Origin of the sequence: Cohnella caldifontis (genome assembly GCF_029360585.1) — a bacterium.
GTDB classification, from domain to species: domain Bacteria; phylum Bacillota; class Bacilli; order Paenibacillales; family Paenibacillaceae; genus Cohnella; species Cohnella caldifontis.
Map to the genome: position 1 here is coordinate 364,256 of NZ_JAQZSJ010000002.1, position 18,190 is coordinate 382,445.

The window sequence follows — 18,190 nt, forward strand, 5'->3', positions numbered from 1 at the left end:
GAAGCCGTCCTGCGCGCAGGACGGCTTCTTTCGTCGTTATTTGACTCTGTCTTTTTGAATTTCCTCGATCTCTTCGTCTTTGAACGCCACGCCTTCGACTTTGACGTTGACTTCGACGACCCGGAGTCCCGTCATATTCTCGACGGCTTCCCTCACGTTGTCCTGCAGCCGGCGGCAAACCTCGTGAATCGGGATCCCGTATTGCACGACGATGCGAAGATCGATCGCCGCCTCCACTTGCCCCACTTCGACCGAGACGCCCTTCTGGGCGTTGCGGCCGCTGAGCCGTTTGGCGAGCCCTTCCGATATGCCTCCGGACATGGCGGATACCCCCGGCGTCTCCAACGCCGCGAGCCCGGCGATGGTGGCGACGACGTCGTCGGATATGCGGATAAGTCCTTCTTGAAGCAGCTCTTCCGTCATGGCGGCCCACTCCCCCGAACCTTTGATGATTTCATTGTAATGGAAGACACCGGGTGAAAGCAACCGAATCGGCCGACGCTTCGTCCGTTCGCATTTACTTGGCCGATTCTTTTCGTTATAGTAAAAAAGATGGCAACATGCACCATCCCATACGCAAACTGAGGTGTCCGAACTTGAAAAAACTGTTCTTTCCCCTGCTCATCCTGACGTTCCTGCTCAGCGCGGCGGCTCATTACCTGCATTGGGGTCCGACGCCGGAATTCGTGCTTTCCGCGATCGCGATCATTTTCGTCGCCGGCTTTCTCGGAAAATCGACCGAATCGGTCGCCCACTACGCGGGACAGCGGCTGGGAGGGTTTCTGAACGCGACGTTCGGCAACGCCGCGGAACTCATCATCGCCATCTTCCTGATCAAGGAAGGGCTGTTCGACGTCGTGAAAGCCAGCCTGACCGGCGCGATCATCGGCAACCTGCTGCTGGTGCTCGGAGCCAGCGCTTTGGCCGGCGGCCTCAAATTCAAGGAGCAGAAATTCAACGTCCATCTGGCGGGCCAGAACGCTTCGCTCATGCTGCTCGGCGTGATCGCGTTGTTCATCCCGGCGGTTTTCGTGAAAACCGAGCATTTCCCGGAAACCGAGACGATGACGCTCAGCGTCATCGTTGCGGGTTTCCTGATCTTAGCCTATATCGGGTGGCTCATTTACTCCATGTTCACCCATAAGGACATGCTGGAGGACCATGTCGACACCCAGGCGGACCACGGAGAAGAAGCCGCTTGGTCGAAAGGCGTCTCGATCCTGTTCCTCCTCCTGGCCACCGTCATGGTCGGGTTCGTCAGCGAATGGCTGGTCGGCACGCTGCACGTGTTCACGGCCAAATTCGGCATGTCCGAGCTGTTCGTCGGGGCGTTCGTCGTCGCCATTATCGGCAACGCGGCCGAGCACAGCGCCGCGGTCATGCTCGCGCTAAAGAACAAGATGGGCGCGGCCGTCGAGATCGCCGTCGGCAGCAGCCTCCAAATCGCGTTGTTCGTGGCGCCGGTGCTCGTCTTCATCAGCCTGCTCTTCCAGGAACACATGAATTTGATTTTCAGCACGATCGAACTGGCCGCGCTCGCGGTGGCGGCGCTCATCGCCATCTCCATTTCCCGCGACGGCTCGACCACCTGGTATGAAGGAAAGCTGCTGATCATCGTGTACTGCATTCTCGGCGTCGCTTTCTATCTCGTTTAAACCGCAAACCGGATATCGGAATAAAAGAAGCAGCTTCCTAAGGAAGCTGCTCGTTTTTTTGGTTCAAAGCCTCGTACAGCAGGGCCAGATTGCGTTCCAGCTCATTGACCAGCAGACGCCCGGCGCCTTCCTCCACCAAACCGGTTCGCACCGCGAAGTCGACCGCCCGGGAGAAGCCGTACATCTGCGTGTCCAACACTTCTTCGTACAAAGGGCATTGCCGGGTCGTCAAGTTCTCCATCTGGATGGCGATCAGTTTCTCGATTTTATCGGCATCGTCCTGCAGCATGCGTAGCGCCTTATGCTTCAGGAATTCGATCGTTTCGGTTTCAAGTTGAGCCATCTTCACTCCCCCAGTGCCAAACGGCCATCTACGCTATCTCTTCCATATTAGACGAATTTCGGCCGATGTTCAAGGACGGGGGTCCCGGGATCGAAAAAACGCCCTTCCGGCCGGAAGGGCGTTCGGCATGATCATCGGGATCAGTCCACGACTTTCACGTTCAGGTTATGCTTGGCGAACACTTCCGCCAATGCGGACTTGGCTTCCTCGGCGTCCGGACCGTGGACGTGAAGCTCGTAAGCATGTCCGCCGACGAGGGTCGTGAACAGACCGAGGATGCTTTTCACGTCGATGTACTTGTTCTCGGCTTGGAGCACGATCGAAGAACGGAACTTGTTTGCGGTTTGGGACAATTCCACAATCGCTGCATTGTTGGACATTGGATTCCCTCCAATATTAGGTATCACCTGCTCAAAATCATCATACCCGCCAACTGGCAACCGTGCAAGGGTGAATCCAGGGAAATTCGCTTTATTTGAGCGCCTCCGGGTTCAATGCTTCGAGTTCCGGAACGACGAACAACCCGTCTTTGCGGATCAGCCGGTCGTCGAAGTAGATTTCGCCTCCTCCGTATTCGGGACGTTGGATGAGCACCAGATCCCAGTGCACGGCGGAACGGTTGCCATTGTCCGTTTCCTCGTAGGCTTGCCCGGGCGTGAAGTGCAGGCTCCCGGCGATCTTCTCGTCGAACAGCGTGTCCATCATGGGGTGAAGGATGTAGGGATTGAAGCCCAGGCTGAATTCGCCGATGTACCGGGCTCCTTCGTCCGTGTCCAGCAGCGCGTTGATCCGGTCCGTGTCGTTCGCCGAAGCTTCCACGATTTTGCCGTTCTCGAAGCGGAACCGGATATTCTCGTATTTGAAGCCGTTATATACGCTGGGCGTGTTGTAAGCGAGCGTCCCGTTCACGGAATCGCGTACCGGGCAAGAGAATACTTCTCCGTCCGGGATGTTGCGATCCCCCGCGCATTTTTTGGCTCCGATGCCTTTGATCGAAAACGACAAGTCCGTGCCCGGCCCGACGATGCGCACTTTGTCCGTACGCTTCATCAGTTCCTCGAGAGGTTCCATCGCGCGTTTCATTTTGGCGTAGTCGAGGTTGCAGACGTCGAAGTAGAAATCCTCGAACGCCTCCGTGGACATCTGGGCCGACTGGGCCATCGACGGGTTCGGGTAACGCAGCACGACCCATTTCGTCTTCTTGACGCGCCGCTCGGTATGGATCGGATGGCGGTACATGCGGTCGTACAGCTTATATTTGTCGGTCGGCACGTCGGACAGCTCGTTCGCGTTTTCGCCGGAACGGATGCCGATGTACCCTTGCATCCGCTTCATCCGTTCCATGTCGTACGAGGCCCAGGTTTCGACCATTTCCGGCGTGGCGTTCCGGAGCAGGCTCCGCTCGACGGACCGGTCCGTCAGTTCGACGAAAGGCCGGCCTCCCCTTTGGGCGATCTCCTCGATGACGCATTTCAGCAATTCCCTTTCCGATCCGATCATTTCAACCAGTACGTTCTCGCCGGGCTGAACGTTGACCGAATATCCGACCAAGGTGGCGGCCAGACGCTGCAAACGCGGATCGCGCATGTGAACTTCCTCCTTGAGCATCTATCTAGGTTTGTATGCGTTTTTACTCCGTTATTGTACCATTTCGCCCGACCGGGAGGAAATTCGTGACGGACATTCTTTTTTCCCGGTACGTTTTCCCTTTCCAGGTATAGACCAGTTCCGACTGCTCGGACATCTTCCGGGGAAACCAGGTTTTGCGGTCCGCCGTCCATAAGATGACCGTACTCGCCTTTATCGAAGACAAGGCAGCCTCCAAGTCCCGGTCGGCGTCGTCCAAAATGCGATTCGCTTCTGTCCGGCGGGCCGCGTCGAGTTTTTTGGCCTTCACGGCGCTTCGAAGCTGGGCCATCTCCCCGCGCAGCCCGTCCGCGAACGGTTTGCCGGCCGCGTCCGGGTTCAGCTCCAAGCGAAGGGTCACCGTCCCGTCCGGCGATTTCCCTTCAGCGTCTCCGTCCGCGTAGCCGACTTTCGCGTTCCCGTGCTGGACCACGCTGAGCAGCTGGAGCGGCCGATAAGCGGGCGGACCGTCCGCCGCCCGGGTCCGGATCGCGCGCCCTCCCGTCCAAGTCAGCTTGAGCTGTCCGTGTCCGGTCACTTGGCCGTTATAGCTGGAATAGTCCGCCACGACGCCGTTCGGATCCAGGATCGAGACTTCTCCGTTCAACCCGTAGCTGTCGCTGCCCGAAAGCGCGGACGCGGACAAGGCAAAGGCTTTGTCGGCGGAAATACCGTTTTTTCCGTTCGCGCAGCCCGCCAAGGCCGCGGCCAAACCACACAGGACGATACCGGCCCTCCACCCGGGCCGGAGTATGTCGGACATCCGCCAGCGCATGGAATCGCCCCCACGGTTTTATTTCCGTAGGCTAACCAACGTTCAGGGGCTTCATGCAATGCATGGAAAGGCGGGTTGCCTTTGCGGCTTCCCCCATTCAAACGATCGAACGCAAAAAAATCCCCCGGATCGATTGATCGGGGGATCGTCGATTCAACCGGTTTGAACCCGGTTGCGTCCGAGGCGTTTGGCTTCGTACAAGGCCATGTCCGCCCGGTAAAACAAAGACTCGACGCTGATCTTCTCGTCGGTGGAACGCCACTCCGACATGCCACACGACACGGTCACTTGCGGATCGGTTTCCTTCTCCACGCGAAGCCGGATGCGCTCCGCGACCTTGCCCGTAAGGTCGTACCCGACCTCCGGCAAATAAATCGCGATCTCCTCTCCGCCCCAACGCGCCGCGATATCGCCGTCCCGGATGGCATTCCGGATGATCTCGCTCACCTGTTTAAGGATTTCGTCCCCGATCTGATGCCCGAACGTATCGTTCACCCGTTTGAAATGGTCGATATCCACCAGGATGAGCGAGCCGGAAGTATCCCTCTTCTGCCGGCGGGAGATCCGCTCGTTCAAATAGTGGCGGGCGAACAGGCCGGTCAAATTGTCCGTAATGACCATGCGGCGGACTTCGGCGTGCAGGCTGGCGTTGGAAACGGCAAGCCCCAAATGCGCCGACAGCACCTGCAGCAGCTTGTAATTGTCGTAGGAGAAATGGTTCGGTTCGCGATGGCAAATCATGACGGCGCCGATGACTTCGCCGTTCAGGAGCAGCGGCGCCGCCAGCAGCGATCTCGACTGGGTAACGGTCATCAGCTTGGACGGTACCGGAGCGGCCGCGGCGTAATCCGAAAGGATGATCGGCTCCTTCGTGACCCACATGACCCCGACGAAACCGTAATCGATCGGGAAAGTATCGCCGATCGTCTCTTTCACGTTCGAGGAGATAATCGTAAACTCGCTCTTGGAGGGGTTTACCTGAAGAATGGTGCAGAAATCCGCTTGGAAAATATTCAGAAGTTCCGAGGACGCGAATTCGATCGTATCCGAAAGCTTCAGGCTGCTGTTCAGCCGATGGGTAAGCTCGTTGATCAAACGCAACTCCCCGACGAGGGAGTTGGATTGCTCGTGCAGCTTCGCTTTTTCGAACGCCGCGCCCGCGGAACCGGCCAGCGTCTCGAGGAATCGCAAATCCAAATCGTCGAACCTGTGCTCGGGCATCCCGAGCCGCAGCACCCCGTAAACGCCCTGCTTGCCGGCGAAGGGCACCGCCAGCTGATGGAAACCGTCCGTCAGCTGCTCGCGGAGCGAACCGGACAGAAACGCCTGCCTGCATAACCCCATGTCCGGATGATGGAAAGCCAGAGGTTTGACCTTGTCATTGGTGCTGCTGTAGTCCTGGGAAAGGAAAAGATCGACCCGGCAGGCGGGATACAGCCGTTCCAGGCTGGCCAGCAGCTCCGAGAGCACCTGCTCCACTTCCATATGGTCGTTCAGCCTGCGCAGCACTTCGAACAGAATGTCCCGGCGGGCTTCTTCCTTCCGCGTCAACTTCTGCTCCCGGATCAAGCCGCCGATGAACAATAATTCGAATCGGCGATACAGACAGCTGCGGTAATGAAGCGCCGCCGCCTGAAGGAGCTTCAAATCCCCGGCTTGGGCGGATCCGCCGGGAAGCAGGGCGGCCATCACGGCGCACAGAATGCCCGTAGACCGGGAGAAAACGGGAACGGCCAGGGAATCCAGGGCGTGGTCGGCGGATGTCTCTGCCGGATCGGCCCGGAGCATGGCCGGGCGGCACGTGCGGAGCACGGCCTCGACGGCGCGGGGAAGCGGCTGTCCGCCGCCGGCCCCGGAGGCCGGGAAAGCGGATTCTTCCGTGCCCGGCCGTATCCCGGCGCGGCTCCCGTCCGCATGGTACAGCATCATCGGACCCGAGAGCCAAGGGAAGTCTTCCGATTGCTCCGCCCAATCCGCGAAGCTTTCCTCGAGCAAGGAGTGGAGATAGGGCAAATCCGCGTCCAGCAAGTCTTGGCGTTTGAGCCATGGAGGAAGCTCGTCCAACGCGATCGGAGCATGGCCGGGAACTTCGTGTATGGGAATCTCGAACTGCCGTTTTTCCGCCATTCCTCAGATCACCTCCAGGGCAACGCCTTCTACCTTTCACTATACAATGATTGCGTGAATTTTGCACTAGTTTCGAAGACTCGAAACCGGGCCTTTAGTCTTACTTGCGGATGAATCTTTGGAAACCGTTCAGGCAAACCGTACAGACCTTGACAAAAGGCCTCGTTCTCCTATAATATCAATAGTTGAATATTGGGCTCATCTCGTGTCACCCTCACGGATTTCCCGCCGGCGGGCAGCGGCTGAACTTCCCTGCCGGAACCGATTCGATTCGGTTAGGCGAAATCCGGCACTAGCCGAACCCCATTTTTCAAAATCACCTTTTTGGAAAAAGGAGTCTGCATACGATGTCCCGCTATACTGGTCCGAAATTTAAATTGAGCCGCCGCCTCGGCATTTCCTTGAGCGGAACCGGCAAAGAACTGAAACGTCCGTTCGCCCCCGGGCAGCACGGTCCCGGCCAACGCCGCAAGATCAGCGGCTACGGCTTGCAGCTGCAAGAGAAGCAAAAGCTCCGCCACATGTACGGCCTGAACGAAAAGCAATTCCGCAACCTGTTCGACCGTGCCGTCAAGCTCAAAGGGATCGCCGGCGAGAACTTCATGTTCCTGCTCGAAAGCCGCCTCGACAACCTGGTTTACCGTCTGGGCTGGGCCAACTCCCGCTACGGCGCGCGCCAGCTCGTTTCCCATGGCCACGTGACCGTGAACGGCAAGAAGGTCGACATCGCTTCGTACACGGTTCAACCGGGCGACGTGATCGGCCTGCGCGAGCGCAGCCGCGGCCTGAAATCCATCAAGGAAGCGCTGGAAGGCCGCCATCACCTGCCGGGATACCTCGACTTCAACGCGAACGCGATGGAAGGCAAGTACGTCCGTCTGCCGAGCCGCGACGAGCTGTCCCAAGACATCGACGAGAAGCAGATCGTCGAGTTCTACTCCCGTTAATCGCATCCAACGACAAGCACCGTCCTCGGACGGTGCTTTTTTCTTTATCCGTCTATCGGAAAACCGCCGCCTATCCATTCGGATAGACGGCGGTTTCGTCAGCGGATCGTAATGCCGGCGTAGTTTTTCTTGCCCCGGCGCAGGATCACGTATTTGCCGTACAGCCTCTGGTCGCGGCCGACGACGGCATCGATGCCCGACTGCTTCTGTCCATTGACGTATACGGCTCCGCTCTCCAGGTCCTGGCGCGCCTGGCGCTTGGACGGAGCCAGCCCGGACGCGACCAGCAGGTCCACCAGCGGGATTTCTTCGGCTTCTTCCACTTCCGCGCTGGCCATGTCGCGCATCGCCTCGACCAGCTCCTCTTGCCCCAGCTGCGAAACGTCGCCGGAGAAGAGGGATAACGTCACCTTCTCCGCCGTCTCCACCGCTTCCTGCCCATGCACGATGCGGGTCACTTCCCGCGCCAGCGTCCGCTGGGCGGCCCGCTGCTCCGGGTTCGCCTTCAATTCGGCTTCCAGCGCCTCGATTTCGGATTTGGAAAGGAAAGTGAAGTACTTCAGGAACTTGATGACGTCGGCGTCGTCCGTGTTGATCCAGAACTGGTAGAACTGGTAAGCGGTCGTTTTGCTCCGGTCCAGCCAGACGGCGCCCGACTCGGACTTGCCGAACTTCTTGCCGTCGCTCTTGGTGACGAGCGGCATCGTCATGCCGAACGCTTCTCGCTCGCCGCCCAGCTTGCCGATCAAATCCAGTCCGGCCGTAATGTTGCCCCATTGGTCGCTACCGCCGATCTGCAGCGAGCAGCCCAGGTCTTCGTACAACCGGTGGAAATCGTAAGCCTGCAGAATCATGTAGCTGAACTCGGTGAAGGAAATGCCTTGCGCGAGCCGCGAGTCCACGGAGTCTTTCGCCAGCATGTAATTGACCGTGAAGTTTTTGCCGACGTCGCGCAGGAACGCGATGACGTCCAGCTTCGCGAGCCAGTCGTAGTTGCTGACCAGCTTGGCCGCGTTCGGCGAGGCGCCAAAGTCCAGGAACCGGGAAAGCTGCTTTTTCAAGCTGTCGGTCCAGGCCGCGACGGTCTCGGGTCCGTTCAAGGACCGTTCGGTCGATCGTCCGCTCGGGTCGCCGATGAGACCGGTGCCTCCCCCCACCAGCGCGATCGGAATATGGCCGGCCAGTTGGAACCGGCGAAGCGTCAAGATGGGGAGCAAACTTCCGATGTGCAGGCTGTCCGCCGTCGGATCGAAGCCGCAGTAGAGCACGATCCGATCGGAGCGCAGCTTGCCGCTGAGCCCCTCCCGGTCCGTGACCTGGTACAGCAGCCCGCGGTATTCCAGGTCGTCCAGCACGTCTTGCGGAATCGCTTGGTTCGTCGTCGTCATTTTCGGATCCTCTCTCCTTCGTTTACGGGCAGCTTAAGCCCGGAATGCAAAAAGACCCGTCCCCCTCAAACAGGGACGAGTCATCGCGGTACCACCCTCGTTGAACGCGCGCCGGCCGCGCGCGCGTTCCTCTCGAACCGGATAACGGCCGGCTGCCGTCCGTTCCTTCCGCCGCGGCGGTTTCGGAAGCGGAAGCTCGGGGACGTAATTCGCGTCCGTTCAAGTACCGGCTTGCACCGACCGCCGGCTCTCTGGAACATTGACTCCGAACGCTACTGGGTTCCCTTCATCGCTTGGTTTGCGAATGTTTGATTCCCGTTATAACATGTTCCGCCAGCCCTGTCAACTTGCAGGGTTTTCTCCTGTCTAAGGAGGTCAGGTCAAGGCAAAATGTGCTATAATATTTCTGTTTGCAGAAGGAGGCTGTTTATGGATCAGAAACAACCCCCGCAAAATCCTTCGCCGCCTCGCCGCAAAGGATACGGTTTCATCGTTGCGGGCAAGATTGCCGGCTTCACCGTGCTGTGGCTCGTGCTGTTCGGCGTGCTGGCCGGGCTGACCGCCGCCGGCGCCGTCGCCGGGTACGTAGCCTCGCTGGTCAAGGACGATCCCGTCCGCGATCGGCAATTCATCGAACAGAAAATCGGCGAGAACGCGCAGACCGGCTTCGTCTACTTCCGCGACGGCTCCCTTGTCGGCCAGCTGCGCACGGAGGAAGACCAACGTCCCATTACTTACGAGGAAATTCCGAAAACGATGATCGACGCCGTCGTCTCGATCGAAGACAAGAACTTTTTCAATCATATCGGCATTGATACGAACGGGTTGCTTCGCGCCGTGAAGCAGCAGCTGCTGAACGAAAGCGTGCAAACGGGCGGCAGCACGATCACGCAGCAGGTGGCCCGGCGGGTGTTCCTCACCCTCGACCAGACGCAGAGCCGCAAAGCGAAGGAAATTTTCCTGTCGCTGCGGCTGGAACGCTTTTTGAGCAAACCGGAAATCATCACGGCATACTTAAACAAAATTCCGTACGGCAACGGGTCTTCCGGTTATCAGCTCGTCGGCATCAAAGCGGCGGCCAAAGGCATTTTCGGCGTGGACGACCTGAGCACCTTGAACGTGGCCCAGGCCGCTTATTTGGCCGGTCTTCCCCAGCTTCCGTCCCTTTATTCCAACTACACGAGCAAAGGCGAGTATAACGAGAAGAACATCGCCCGCGCCATCGAGCGCCAGAAGCTCGTGCTCAGGCGCATGCTGGAGGAAGGCAAGATCGACCAGGCGGAGTACCAGGAAGCGCTGGCCTACGACATCCGCTCGCACCTTGCCAAACCGACCGAAAAAGCGTACAACACGTATCCGTACCTCATGCTGGAAGTGGAGCGCCAGGCGGCCGAACGGCTCGTGCTGAAGCAGAACCCTGAACTGACGCTCGAGGATTTGAAGAAGAAAGAAAACGCGTCGCTCGTCGAGGACGCGCGCCAGCAGCTGCTTCGGGGCGGATACAAAATCACGACGACCATCGACAAGAAAGTGTACGACTTGATGCACGACGTGGCCGAAAACCCGAAAAACTTCTCTCCCGACAGCAAGACGAAAGGCGTGGAACAGACGGCCGCCGTCATGTTGGATAACAAAACCGGCGCCATCCTCGGCATGATCGAGGGCCGCGACTTCCATCTCGAGCAGATGAATTTCGCCACCCAAATGACGAGGCAGCCGGGCTCCGCGATGAAACCGATCGCGGCTTACTTGCCCGCGATCGAGAAAGGGCTGATCCAGCCCGCCAGCGTCATCGACGATTCGCCGATCATTTTGAACAACGGAGGCTCGTCCAAACATATCCCGAAAAACTCTAACAACAAGTACTCGGGACTGGTCACCGCGCGGACCGCGCTCAACAAATCGCTCAATATCCCGGCTTTGAAGGTGTTCCTGGACAAAGTGACCATCCCCGAAGCCTGGAAATTCGCGAAATCCCTCGGCATCACGACGCTGACGGAAAGCGACAACCATGCGCAAACGGGCGTCATCGGCGGCCTGGCCTACGGGGTCTCGGTCGAGGAATTGACCAATGCCTACAGCGCCATCGCCAACAAAGGCGTGTTCAACGACGCGTACCTGATCGAGAACATCACGACGATCGACGGCCAGACCGTCTACCAGCATAAGGCCGAACCCAAGCGGGTCGTGTCCGAACAGTCCGCGTACCTCATGACGGACATGCTGAGAACGGTCGTGACCGAAGGCACCGCCACCATGGTCAAGGCCAAGTTCAAAAATTACGGCAAGATCCCGATCGTCGGCAAAACGGGAACGACGCAGAACTACGGCGACGTCTGGTTCGAGGGGTTCACGCCGGACATCACGCTCGGCGTCTGGGCCGGCTACGAGCAGCAGATCCACACGCTCTCCGGGGAAGGCAAGGATCGGGCCAAGCTGATCTGGGCCAGCGTCATGAACGCGGTGACGGAAGCCAGACCCGAGCTGTTCCCGACCAAATCGTTCGCGAAGCCCGACGGCCTCGTCTCGGTGACCGTCTCCAGCGTCAGCGGCAAGCTGCCGACGGATTTGACCAAGGAAGCCGGCAAGCTCGTGACGGATTTGTTCAACCGCAAGTATGTCCCGAAGGAAGCGGACGACGCCCTCGTCAAAATGAAATACATCTCCTATAACGGGGTCAATTACGTACCGCTTCCGGAAACGCCGGAAGACATGCTCCGCGAAGCCGTCATGGTGAAACGGGAGAAGCCGCTCGACGTGCTGATGGAAGAAATCCAGGCAGCGCTCGGCAAAGTGGCCGCCCAAAACCGCAAGTCGATGGCCTACTATTTGCCGGCGGACGCGGCGAACAGCGCGCCCGGCAAGCCGGATCCCCGCGTGGAGGACGGCAGCGCCCCTCCCGCTCCGGGAGACGTGACCGCCGAAACCGTCGGACCGACGGTGCAGATCGGATTTTCCGCGGTCGGCGCGGAAGACGTCGTCGGCTATCGGCTCTACCGTTCCGCCGACGGCGTGAACTTCGAAAAAATCGGCAATTCGATCCTGACGGGCGAGCCAACCAAGTTCACGGACCCCACGGCCGGAGGAATGGCCTACAGCTACTATGTGACCGCGGTCGACGTAGGCGGCAACGAATCGCCGCGAAGCGCCGTCGTCCGTTCCGACGGATCGTCCGGCGGTTACGATCCGAATGCCGGCGGCAACGGCTCCGTGATCGATCCGGGCAGCATCGGGGGCACCCCGTCGGGGAGCGGGCCTTCCGCTCCTCAAGGGCTGAACGCCCAAACGACGGATCTCGGCGTTACGCTTACCTGGCAGGCGAATTCGGGCGACGAAGGCGTTACCTCTTATAAAGTCTATTACTCCGCCAGCCAGACCGGCAGCTTCAAGCTGCTGGGCAGCTCGGTGCAAAACCGCTTCGAATACGTTTCCCCGCTCAGCAGCGGCTGGTACCGGGTAACGGCCGTCGGTCCGGGCGGAGAATCCGCTCCGTCGACGGCGGTGGAGGCCAAATCGGGCGGTTGACCGACAACCTCGCCATACCGCGGCAAAATCCCCTCAAGCGATGTGCTTGAGGGGATTTTTGGTTGCCGTTTGAACTTGGGGAAAGTCAATCAGTCCTCGATCGTGGACAGGTCGCCCGTGGGAAGGTTCAATTCCCAAGCCTTCAACACCCGTCTCATGATCTTGCCGCTGCGCGTTTTCGGCAATTTGTCCTTGAACTCGATTTCGCGCGGCGCCGCGTGGGCGGACAGCCCTTCCTTCACGAATTTCGCGATGTCGGCCTTCAGCTCCTCCGAAGGCGTATAGCCTTCCCGCAGCGAGATAAACGCTTTGATGATTTCCCCGCGCAGAGGGTCCGGCTTTCCGATGACGCCGGCTTCCGCGACGGCCGGATGCTCCACCAGCTTGCTCTCGACCTCGAACGGCCCGACCCGTTCGCCGGACGTATTGATGACGTCGTCGATTCGGCCCTGGAACCAGAAGTACCCTTCTTCGTCCCGGTAAGCGGAGTCACCCGACACATACCAGCCGGGAATCCGGAAATACTCCTCGTACTTGGCCGGGTTGTTCCAGATTTTGCGCATCATGGACGGCCACGGCGTCCGGATCGCCAGGTTGCCCATCCGCAGCGGGGGCAGCTCGTTGCCCTGGTCGTCGATGATGGCGGCCTGGACGCCCGGAATCGGACGGCCCATGGATCCCGGTTTGATCGGCATGCTTGGATAGTTGCAAATCAGCTGGCCGCCGGTTTCCGTCATCCACCACGTATCGTGGATGCGCTGCCCGTATACTTTGTACCCCCAACGGACGACTTCGGGGTTCAGCGGTTCGCCGACGCTGAGCACGTGGCGCAAGCTCGACAGGTCGAACGGCTTGACCGCTTCGTCGCCGGCGCCCATCAGCATCCGGAACGCGGTCGGCGCGCTGTACCATACGGTCACTTTGTATTTCTCAAGGGTGGAGTACCAGTCTTGCGGGCTGAACCGTCCGCCCCGGATGACGTTGGTGACGCCGTTCAGCCACGGCGCGAACACCCCGTAGGACGTTCCGGTAACCCAGCCCGGGTCCGCCGTGCACCAGTAGACGTCGTCTTCCCGCAAATCCAGCACGATCCGGCCGGTATGGTAATGCTGGATCATGGCGTTCTGGACGTGGAAAACGCCTTTCGGCTTGCCCGTCGATCCGGACGTATAATGGAGAATGAGGCCGTCCTCGCGGTCCAGCCATTCGATTTCCGCCTCTTCGGAGGCTCCGTCCATCGCTTTCGCGTAATCGACGATGCCGTCCCCTTCCTGCACGCCTTCGCCGTAGACGATCACGTGCTTAAGATCGGGCAAGTCCGCGCGGGGAACGCGGGACAGCAAGGCCGGCGTCGTGACGATGGCGACGGCGCCGCTGTCTTGGAGCCGGTCGCGCACGGCCGTTTCCATGAACGCTTCGAACAACGGACCTACGACGGCCCCGACCTTCAGAATGCCGAGCAGGCTGGCATACAGTTCCGGCGTTCTCGGCATGAAAATGAAGACGCGGTCGCCCTTGCCGATTCCGAGTCCGCGCAGCACGTTGGCGAACCGGTTCGACAGCTTGGAGAGCTGCGCGTACGTATAGCTTTCGTCCCGAACGGGATCGCTGTAATATAACGCGATTTTATCCCCGCGTCCTTCCGCCGCGTGCCGGTCGATGGCTTCGTACGCCATGTTGACTTTCCCGGTCTTTGACCACGTGAAATGAGATTCGACGTCCTCCCAACGGAAAGACTTCACCGCTTCTTCGTAAGGACCCATGTTGGAGACCGCGGCGGTCGCGGCCAGCTTTTCGTTGTGTTCCATTTCCTTGTTCCCCTTCCCGTCTGGATTCCCGTCCCTCTTGCGGGTTGGCTATACGAACGTAATCGCTTACATTTTGGAGACTCCGTCTCCGCCAATAAGCATTATAACACAGCGCCGCGTGCCGGCGCATGGATTTGCGGGCGAAATTCCGATACTCGAAGGGACAAAATCTTCCGCCTGGTGTATAATGGCGTCAAATCCGCGGCCGCCGCCGCACGGCATGACCGCCGCGGCCATCCGCTTTTGTGGGGAGATCGCATGAAGCACGTCAAGATCGAAGTTGCCCATACGATCGAACGGAACGGGCGCAAGCTCGTCGTCGAAGGTCCGATACCGCCCGAACGGCTCCGGACGTATACGCTCCACCCTTCCCTCGACGCTTTCCGCAAACCGAATGACCAGCACGAAGCGCTGGTCGAGATCGCGAGCCTTCCCGAAGGACGGATCATCGCCGCCCGGGAAGGCGACGTGATCGCCGGGTACGTGACGTTCCACTACCCGGACGAGCTGGAACGTTGGTCCGAAGGCGGAATGGACGACTTGATCGAGCTGGGAGCCATCGAAGTCGCGGACGAATACCGATCGCTCGGACTGGGCAAAGCGATGCTGGCCGCCGCCTTCGAGCACGGACAGCTCGACAACGCGATCGTCTATACGACCGAATATTATTGGCATTGGGATTTGGAAGGCAGCAAACTTTCCGTATGGGAGTACCGGGACATGATGGAACGGCTGATGAAATCCGTCGGCATGGTCTGGTTCGCCACGGACGATCCGGAAATTTGCGCGCACCCGGCGAATTGCCTGATGGTCCGGATCGGCAAAGACGTGCCGCTGGAATCGGCGGAAAAGTTCGACCGGGTCCGGTTCAGGCAGCGATTCATGTATTGACGGGCCGAACCGGAGCGTTAGTGCGCTAGTGCACTAGAGTACCGGGGCACCGGAGAAAGGCAGGAGACGCGAGTTGAAGTCCAGAACCGTATGGGTGGATTCGTCCGCCGCAGGGCGGTACCGTTTCCATGACGAGCACCCATTCCACCCGATTCGTCTTTCGCTTACGGAGCAGCTGCTTCGGTTATCGGGCGCGCTAGACGCCTCCCAGACGATCGACTCGCTCCCGGCAACGGAAGCCGAACGTTCCGTACGCGCGCTGCATCGGCCGGACTATGTAGCGGCCGTGCTGGCCTTAAGCGCGGAACGTCCCGCCCCGGAAGCCGTCCGGAAGGCGGAAACGTACGGGCTGCATCCCGACGGGGACACGCCCTATTTCGCCGGCATGCATGAGGCGGCCGTCTCCATCGTCGCCGGCTCGCTCGCGGCCGCGGACGCCGTGATGTCCGGCTTCGCCTCGCGCGCGCTGCATTTGGCCGGGGGGCTGCATCATGCCTTCCCGGAACGGGCTGCCGGCTTCTGCGTCTACAACGATGCCGCCGCCGCGATTTCCCGCATCCGGGAGGCGTACGGCAGCCGGGTGCTGTACGTCGACACCGACGTCCATCACGGAGACGGCGTGCAGTGGTTTTTCTATACCGATCCGGACGTGTTCACGTTCTCGATCCATGAGACGGGCAAATATTTGTTTCCCGGGACGGGCTTCGCCCATGAACGCGGAGCGTCCTCCGGCTACGGGGCTTGCCTCAATCTGTCCATGGAGCCGTATACGGAGGACGACTCTTGGCTGGAATGCTTCGAAACCGCGCTGGAGAAGGCGGCATCCGTCTTCCGCCCGGACGTCGTCGTCAGCCAGCACGGGTGCGACGCCCACGCCTTCGATCCGCTCGCGCACGTCCATTGCAGCATGAGAATCTATCGGGAAATGCCCCGGATGATCCGTTCCGTCGCGGACCGTTACGCGGACGGCCGATGGATCGCGCTGGGCGGCGGCGGGTACGACCACTATCGCGTCGCCCCCCGGGCTTGGGGACTGCTGTGGCTGGAAATGAACGGACACCCGCTGCTCGAAGCGATCGACGCTTTCCCTTGCGGGCCTGCGCTGCCGTCCGGCTGGCCGCTGCCGGGCACGGGCGCGGTCCCTCCGGAGATGCCGGCCACCTGGCTCGACGACACCTCGCGATGGGCGCCCATGCCCCGGCGGAGCGAAATCGCCGCCAACAACCGCAAAATGCTGGAGCTTGCGCTCCAGCATCTGGGCTAAACGTATAAGCGTGACGCGCAAACCCATCCGTCCTACATCCGCTTCACCATGTCGCTCACGATGGCGAAGGAGCGGTTGGCGGCTTCCACGGTGAACTCCGCGAAATTGACGTGGGCCGAGCCGTCGGCCTTGTCGGACATGGAACGGATGATCACGTGGGGGATGCCGTTCATGTGGCACACTTGGGCGACGGACGCGCCCTCCATCTCCGTGCAGGTCCCCTGCATTTCCTCGTGGAGCTTTCGAACCGTTTCCCGGTCGGCGATGAATTGGTCGCCGGACAACACTTTCCCGATCCGGCAGCGGCCGGGGAATACGCGCTCGCCGGCTTGTTCGGCGAGCCGGATCAACTCCGGGTCGGACGGAAACTCCGATACCTCCTGGTAGGGGATCACTCCGCGGGCGAAGCCGAGCGGCGTCACGTCCATGTCGTGCTGAACGCAGCTGCGGGAGACGACGATATCGCCGATTTCGAGCTGCGGATCCAGCGCGCCCGCCACCCCGGTGAACAAGACGGCATCCACGCCGAACCGGTCGATCAAGAGCTGCGTGCATACCGCCGCGTTGACTTTCCCGACGCCCGATTTGCAGGACACGACGCGGCGTCCGTGCAGACGGCCGGTATGGAAAGCGATGCCGGCGTGCCGCTCTTCGGCGGTATCCTGCTGCTCTTGGAGGAGCAGGTCGATCTCTTCCTTCATCGCTCCGATGATTCCGATGGTTCCGATCCGCAAGAGGAGCTCACCCTTTCCGATTCCTATCCATGAAGATGCCCCGCCGAGGGAAACGCGATCCCTCGCGGGGCTGTCGATTGTGATGCGGGATTTACCGGCCTTTCGGAGCCGCGACGGATTGGCGCAAGATCAACTCATGGGGCAGCGTGACCTTCGCGTTGTCCACCGATTCCTTCTTCATGAGCTTCGTCAGAAGCCGCATGGAGACGGCGCCGATGTCGTACATCGGCTGCGCGACCGTCGACAGCATCGGACGCACCATCGAAGCCATGCGGCTGTTGTCGACGCCGATGACGGACACGTCGCCCGGCACCGCCAGCCCGGCGTCCTGCAAGCAATGGATCGCGCCGATCGCCATTTCGTCGGTCGCCGCGAAAATCGCCGTCGGCCGTTCGGACAGCTTCAGGAAGTACTCGGTCGCTTCGATGCCCGATTCATAACGGTAGTTGCCGACCCGGACGTAATCTTCGCGGTATGGCAAGCCGGCCTTCTCAAGGGCGCGCTTGTAGCCTTGGAAGCGGGCGTAGCCGTTCGCCGGGTCCTGCAGCGTTCCGCTGATCATGGCGATGGAGCGATGGCCTTCCTGGATCAGCTTGTTCACGGCGTCGAACGCAGCCCCTTCGTGGTCGATGTCCACGGAAGGCATGCTCCCCTTCTCGTCCGTCGTCGCGCAGAGGACGATCGGGACGTTCGACGTATTGAACGCTTGGAGGTGCTCGTCCGTCACGACGCCGCCCATGAACAGCAGGCCGTCGACTTGTTTCTCGAGCAGCGTGTTCACCACGCGGATTTCCTTGTCTTTGCGTTTGTCGGCGTTGCTGAGGATGATATTATAATGGTACATGTTGGCGATATCTTCGATTCCGCGGGCGACCTCGGCGACAATCGCGTTGGCGATGTCCGGAATGACGACGCCGACCGTCGTCGTCTTCTTGCTTGCGAGTCCGCGCGCGACCGCGTTCGGCCGATAGCCGAGCCGCTCGATCGCTTCGTACACTTTTTTGCGGGTTTGGGGTTTCACGTTCGGATTATGATTGACGACACGGGAAACCGTGGCCATCGACACCCCGGCTTCGCGAGCCACGTCGTAAATGGTTACTGTCACGT

General features: G+C 60.1%; 15 protein-coding genes and 1 other annotated feature. Of the genes, 5 read left to right on the forward strand and 10 right to left on the reverse strand.

Annotated features, from left to right (window positions below; translation table 11 throughout):
- Nucleotides 1-36 precede the first annotated feature (36 nt).
- Complete coding sequence (locus PTZ19_RS04685) at nt 37-423, reverse strand: Asp23/Gls24 family envelope stress response protein (protein WP_276352637.1); 387 nt, start codon at nt 421-423, stop codon at nt 37-39.
- Nucleotides 424-596: 173 nt separating this feature from the next.
- Here PTZ19_RS04685 and cax point away from each other — a divergent pair, with 173 nt between their 5' ends.
- A complete protein-coding gene (cax, locus tag PTZ19_RS04690) occupies nt 597-1,655 on the forward strand; it encodes a calcium/proton exchanger (RefSeq protein WP_276352638.1) in 1,059 nt (352 codons plus the stop codon).
- Between the two features lie 37 nt (nt 1,656-1,692).
- Here the strand turns inward: cax and PTZ19_RS04695 are convergent, their stop codons facing one another.
- From PTZ19_RS04695 to PTZ19_RS04715, 5 genes are all read right to left on the reverse strand, one after another.
- Complete coding sequence (locus PTZ19_RS04695; RefSeq protein WP_276352639.1) at nt 1,693-1,998, reverse strand: Fpa/YlaN family protein; 306 nt, start codon at nt 1,996-1,998, stop codon at nt 1,693-1,695.
- A gap of 140 nt (nt 1,999-2,138) precedes the next feature.
- Nucleotides 2,139-2,378, reverse strand: a complete 240-nt coding sequence (locus tag PTZ19_RS04700; protein WP_276352640.1) for an HPr family phosphocarrier protein — start codon at nt 2,376-2,378, stop codon at nt 2,139-2,141.
- Between the two features lie 91 nt (nt 2,379-2,469).
- On the reverse strand, nt 2,470-3,585 hold the full coding sequence (locus PTZ19_RS04705) for an aminopeptidase (RefSeq protein ID WP_276352641.1): 1,116 nt from the start codon (nt 3,583-3,585) through the stop codon (nt 2,470-2,472).
- A gap of 43 nt (nt 3,586-3,628) precedes the next feature.
- Entirely contained in the window at nt 3,629-4,399 is a 771-nt protein-coding gene (locus tag PTZ19_RS04710; protein ID WP_276352642.1) for a hypothetical protein, read from the reverse strand.
- Nucleotides 4,400-4,552: 153 nt separating this feature from the next.
- A complete protein-coding gene (locus PTZ19_RS04715) occupies nt 4,553-6,526 on the reverse strand; it encodes a sensor domain-containing diguanylate cyclase (protein WP_276352643.1) in 1,974 nt (657 codons plus the stop codon).
- Nucleotides 6,527-6,873: 347 nt separating this feature from the next.
- On the opposite strand from PTZ19_RS04715, the gene rpsD reads away from it, so the two are divergent.
- Nucleotides 6,874-7,473, forward strand: coding sequence for a 30S ribosomal protein S4 (gene rpsD, locus PTZ19_RS04720; RefSeq protein ID WP_276352644.1), 600 nt, complete (start codon nt 6,874-6,876; stop codon nt 7,471-7,473).
- A 98-nt stretch (nt 7,474-7,571) separates the two neighbouring features.
- On the opposite strand, the gene tyrS is transcribed toward rpsD, so the two are convergent.
- Entirely contained in the window at nt 7,572-8,861 is a 1,290-nt protein-coding gene (gene tyrS, locus PTZ19_RS04725; protein WP_276352645.1) for a tyrosine--tRNA ligase, read from the reverse strand.
- Nucleotides 8,862-8,929: 68 nt separating this feature from the next.
- Nucleotides 8,930-9,160: a binding site (T-box leader), on the reverse strand.
- Between the two features lie 130 nt (nt 9,161-9,290).
- Between tyrS and PTZ19_RS04730 the strand changes: the two genes are divergently transcribed.
- Nucleotides 9,291-12,386 (forward strand): penicillin-binding protein 1A, encoded by a 3,096-nt coding sequence (locus PTZ19_RS04730; RefSeq protein WP_276352646.1) that lies wholly within the window; start codon nt 9,291-9,293, stop codon nt 12,384-12,386.
- Between the two features lie 89 nt (nt 12,387-12,475).
- On the opposite strand, the gene acsA is transcribed toward PTZ19_RS04730, so the two are convergent.
- The gene (gene acsA / locus PTZ19_RS04735) at nt 12,476-14,194 is read right to left on the reverse strand and encodes an acetate--CoA ligase (RefSeq protein ID WP_276352647.1); all 1,719 of its coding nucleotides are present in this window, start codon (nt 14,192-14,194) and stop codon (nt 12,476-12,478) included.
- Between the two features lie 258 nt (nt 14,195-14,452).
- Between acsA and PTZ19_RS04740 the strand changes: the two genes are divergently transcribed.
- Both PTZ19_RS04740 and PTZ19_RS04745 read left to right on the forward strand, forming a co-directional pair.
- On the forward strand, nt 14,453-15,085 hold the full coding sequence (locus tag PTZ19_RS04740; RefSeq protein ID WP_276352648.1) for a GNAT family N-acetyltransferase: 633 nt from the start codon (nt 14,453-14,455) through the stop codon (nt 15,083-15,085).
- A gap of 73 nt (nt 15,086-15,158) precedes the next feature.
- A complete protein-coding gene (locus tag PTZ19_RS04745; RefSeq protein WP_276352650.1) occupies nt 15,159-16,349 on the forward strand; it encodes an acetoin utilization protein AcuC in 1,191 nt (396 codons plus the stop codon).
- A gap of 32 nt (nt 16,350-16,381) precedes the next feature.
- On the opposite strand, the gene PTZ19_RS04750 is transcribed toward PTZ19_RS04745, so the two are convergent.
- Nucleotides 16,382-17,083: a 5'-methylthioadenosine/adenosylhomocysteine nucleosidase gene (locus PTZ19_RS04750; protein ID WP_276352651.1), complete on the reverse strand. Its 702-nt coding sequence runs from the start codon at nt 17,081-17,083 to the stop codon at nt 16,382-16,384.
- A gap of 91 nt (nt 17,084-17,174) precedes the next feature.
- Nucleotides 17,175-18,188: a catabolite control protein A gene (ccpA, locus tag PTZ19_RS04755; protein WP_276352652.1), complete on the reverse strand. Its 1,014-nt coding sequence runs from the start codon at nt 18,186-18,188 to the stop codon at nt 17,175-17,177.
- Nucleotides 18,189-18,190: the final 2 nt, after the last annotated feature.

Coding starts and splice junctions, on each gene's coding strand:
- PTZ19_RS04685 (WP_276352637.1), bottom strand. CDS start 423: ATGACGGAAGAGCTGCTTCAAGAAGGACTTATCCGCATATCCGACGAC.
- PTZ19_RS04695 (WP_276352639.1), bottom strand. CDS start 1,998: ATGGCTCAACTTGAAACCGAAACGATCGAATTCCTGAAGCATAAGGCG.
- PTZ19_RS04700 (WP_276352640.1), bottom strand. CDS start 2,378: ATGTCCAACAATGCAGCGATTGTGGAATTGTCCCAAACCGCAAACAAG.
- PTZ19_RS04705 (WP_276352641.1), bottom strand. CDS start 3,585: ATGCGCGATCCGCGTTTGCAGCGTCTGGCCGCCACCTTGGTCGGATAT.
- PTZ19_RS04710 (WP_276352642.1), bottom strand. CDS start 4,399: ATGCGCTGGCGGATGTCCGACATACTCCGGCCCGGGTGGAGGGCCGGT.
- PTZ19_RS04715 (WP_276352643.1), bottom strand. CDS start 6,526: ATGGCGGAAAAACGGCAGTTCGAGATTCCCATACACGAAGTTCCCGGC.
- rpsD (WP_276352644.1), top strand. CDS start 6,874: ATGTCCCGCTATACTGGTCCGAAATTTAAATTGAGCCGCCGCCTCGGC.
- tyrS (WP_276352645.1), bottom strand. CDS start 8,861: ATGACGACGACGAACCAAGCGATTCCGCAAGACGTGCTGGACGACCTG.
- PTZ19_RS04730 (WP_276352646.1), top strand. CDS start 9,291: ATGGATCAGAAACAACCCCCGCAAAATCCTTCGCCGCCTCGCCGCAAA.
- acsA (WP_276352647.1), bottom strand. CDS start 14,194: ATGGAACACAACGAAAAGCTGGCCGCGACCGCCGCGGTCTCCAACATG.
- PTZ19_RS04740 (WP_276352648.1), top strand. CDS start 14,453: ATGAAGCACGTCAAGATCGAAGTTGCCCATACGATCGAACGGAACGGG.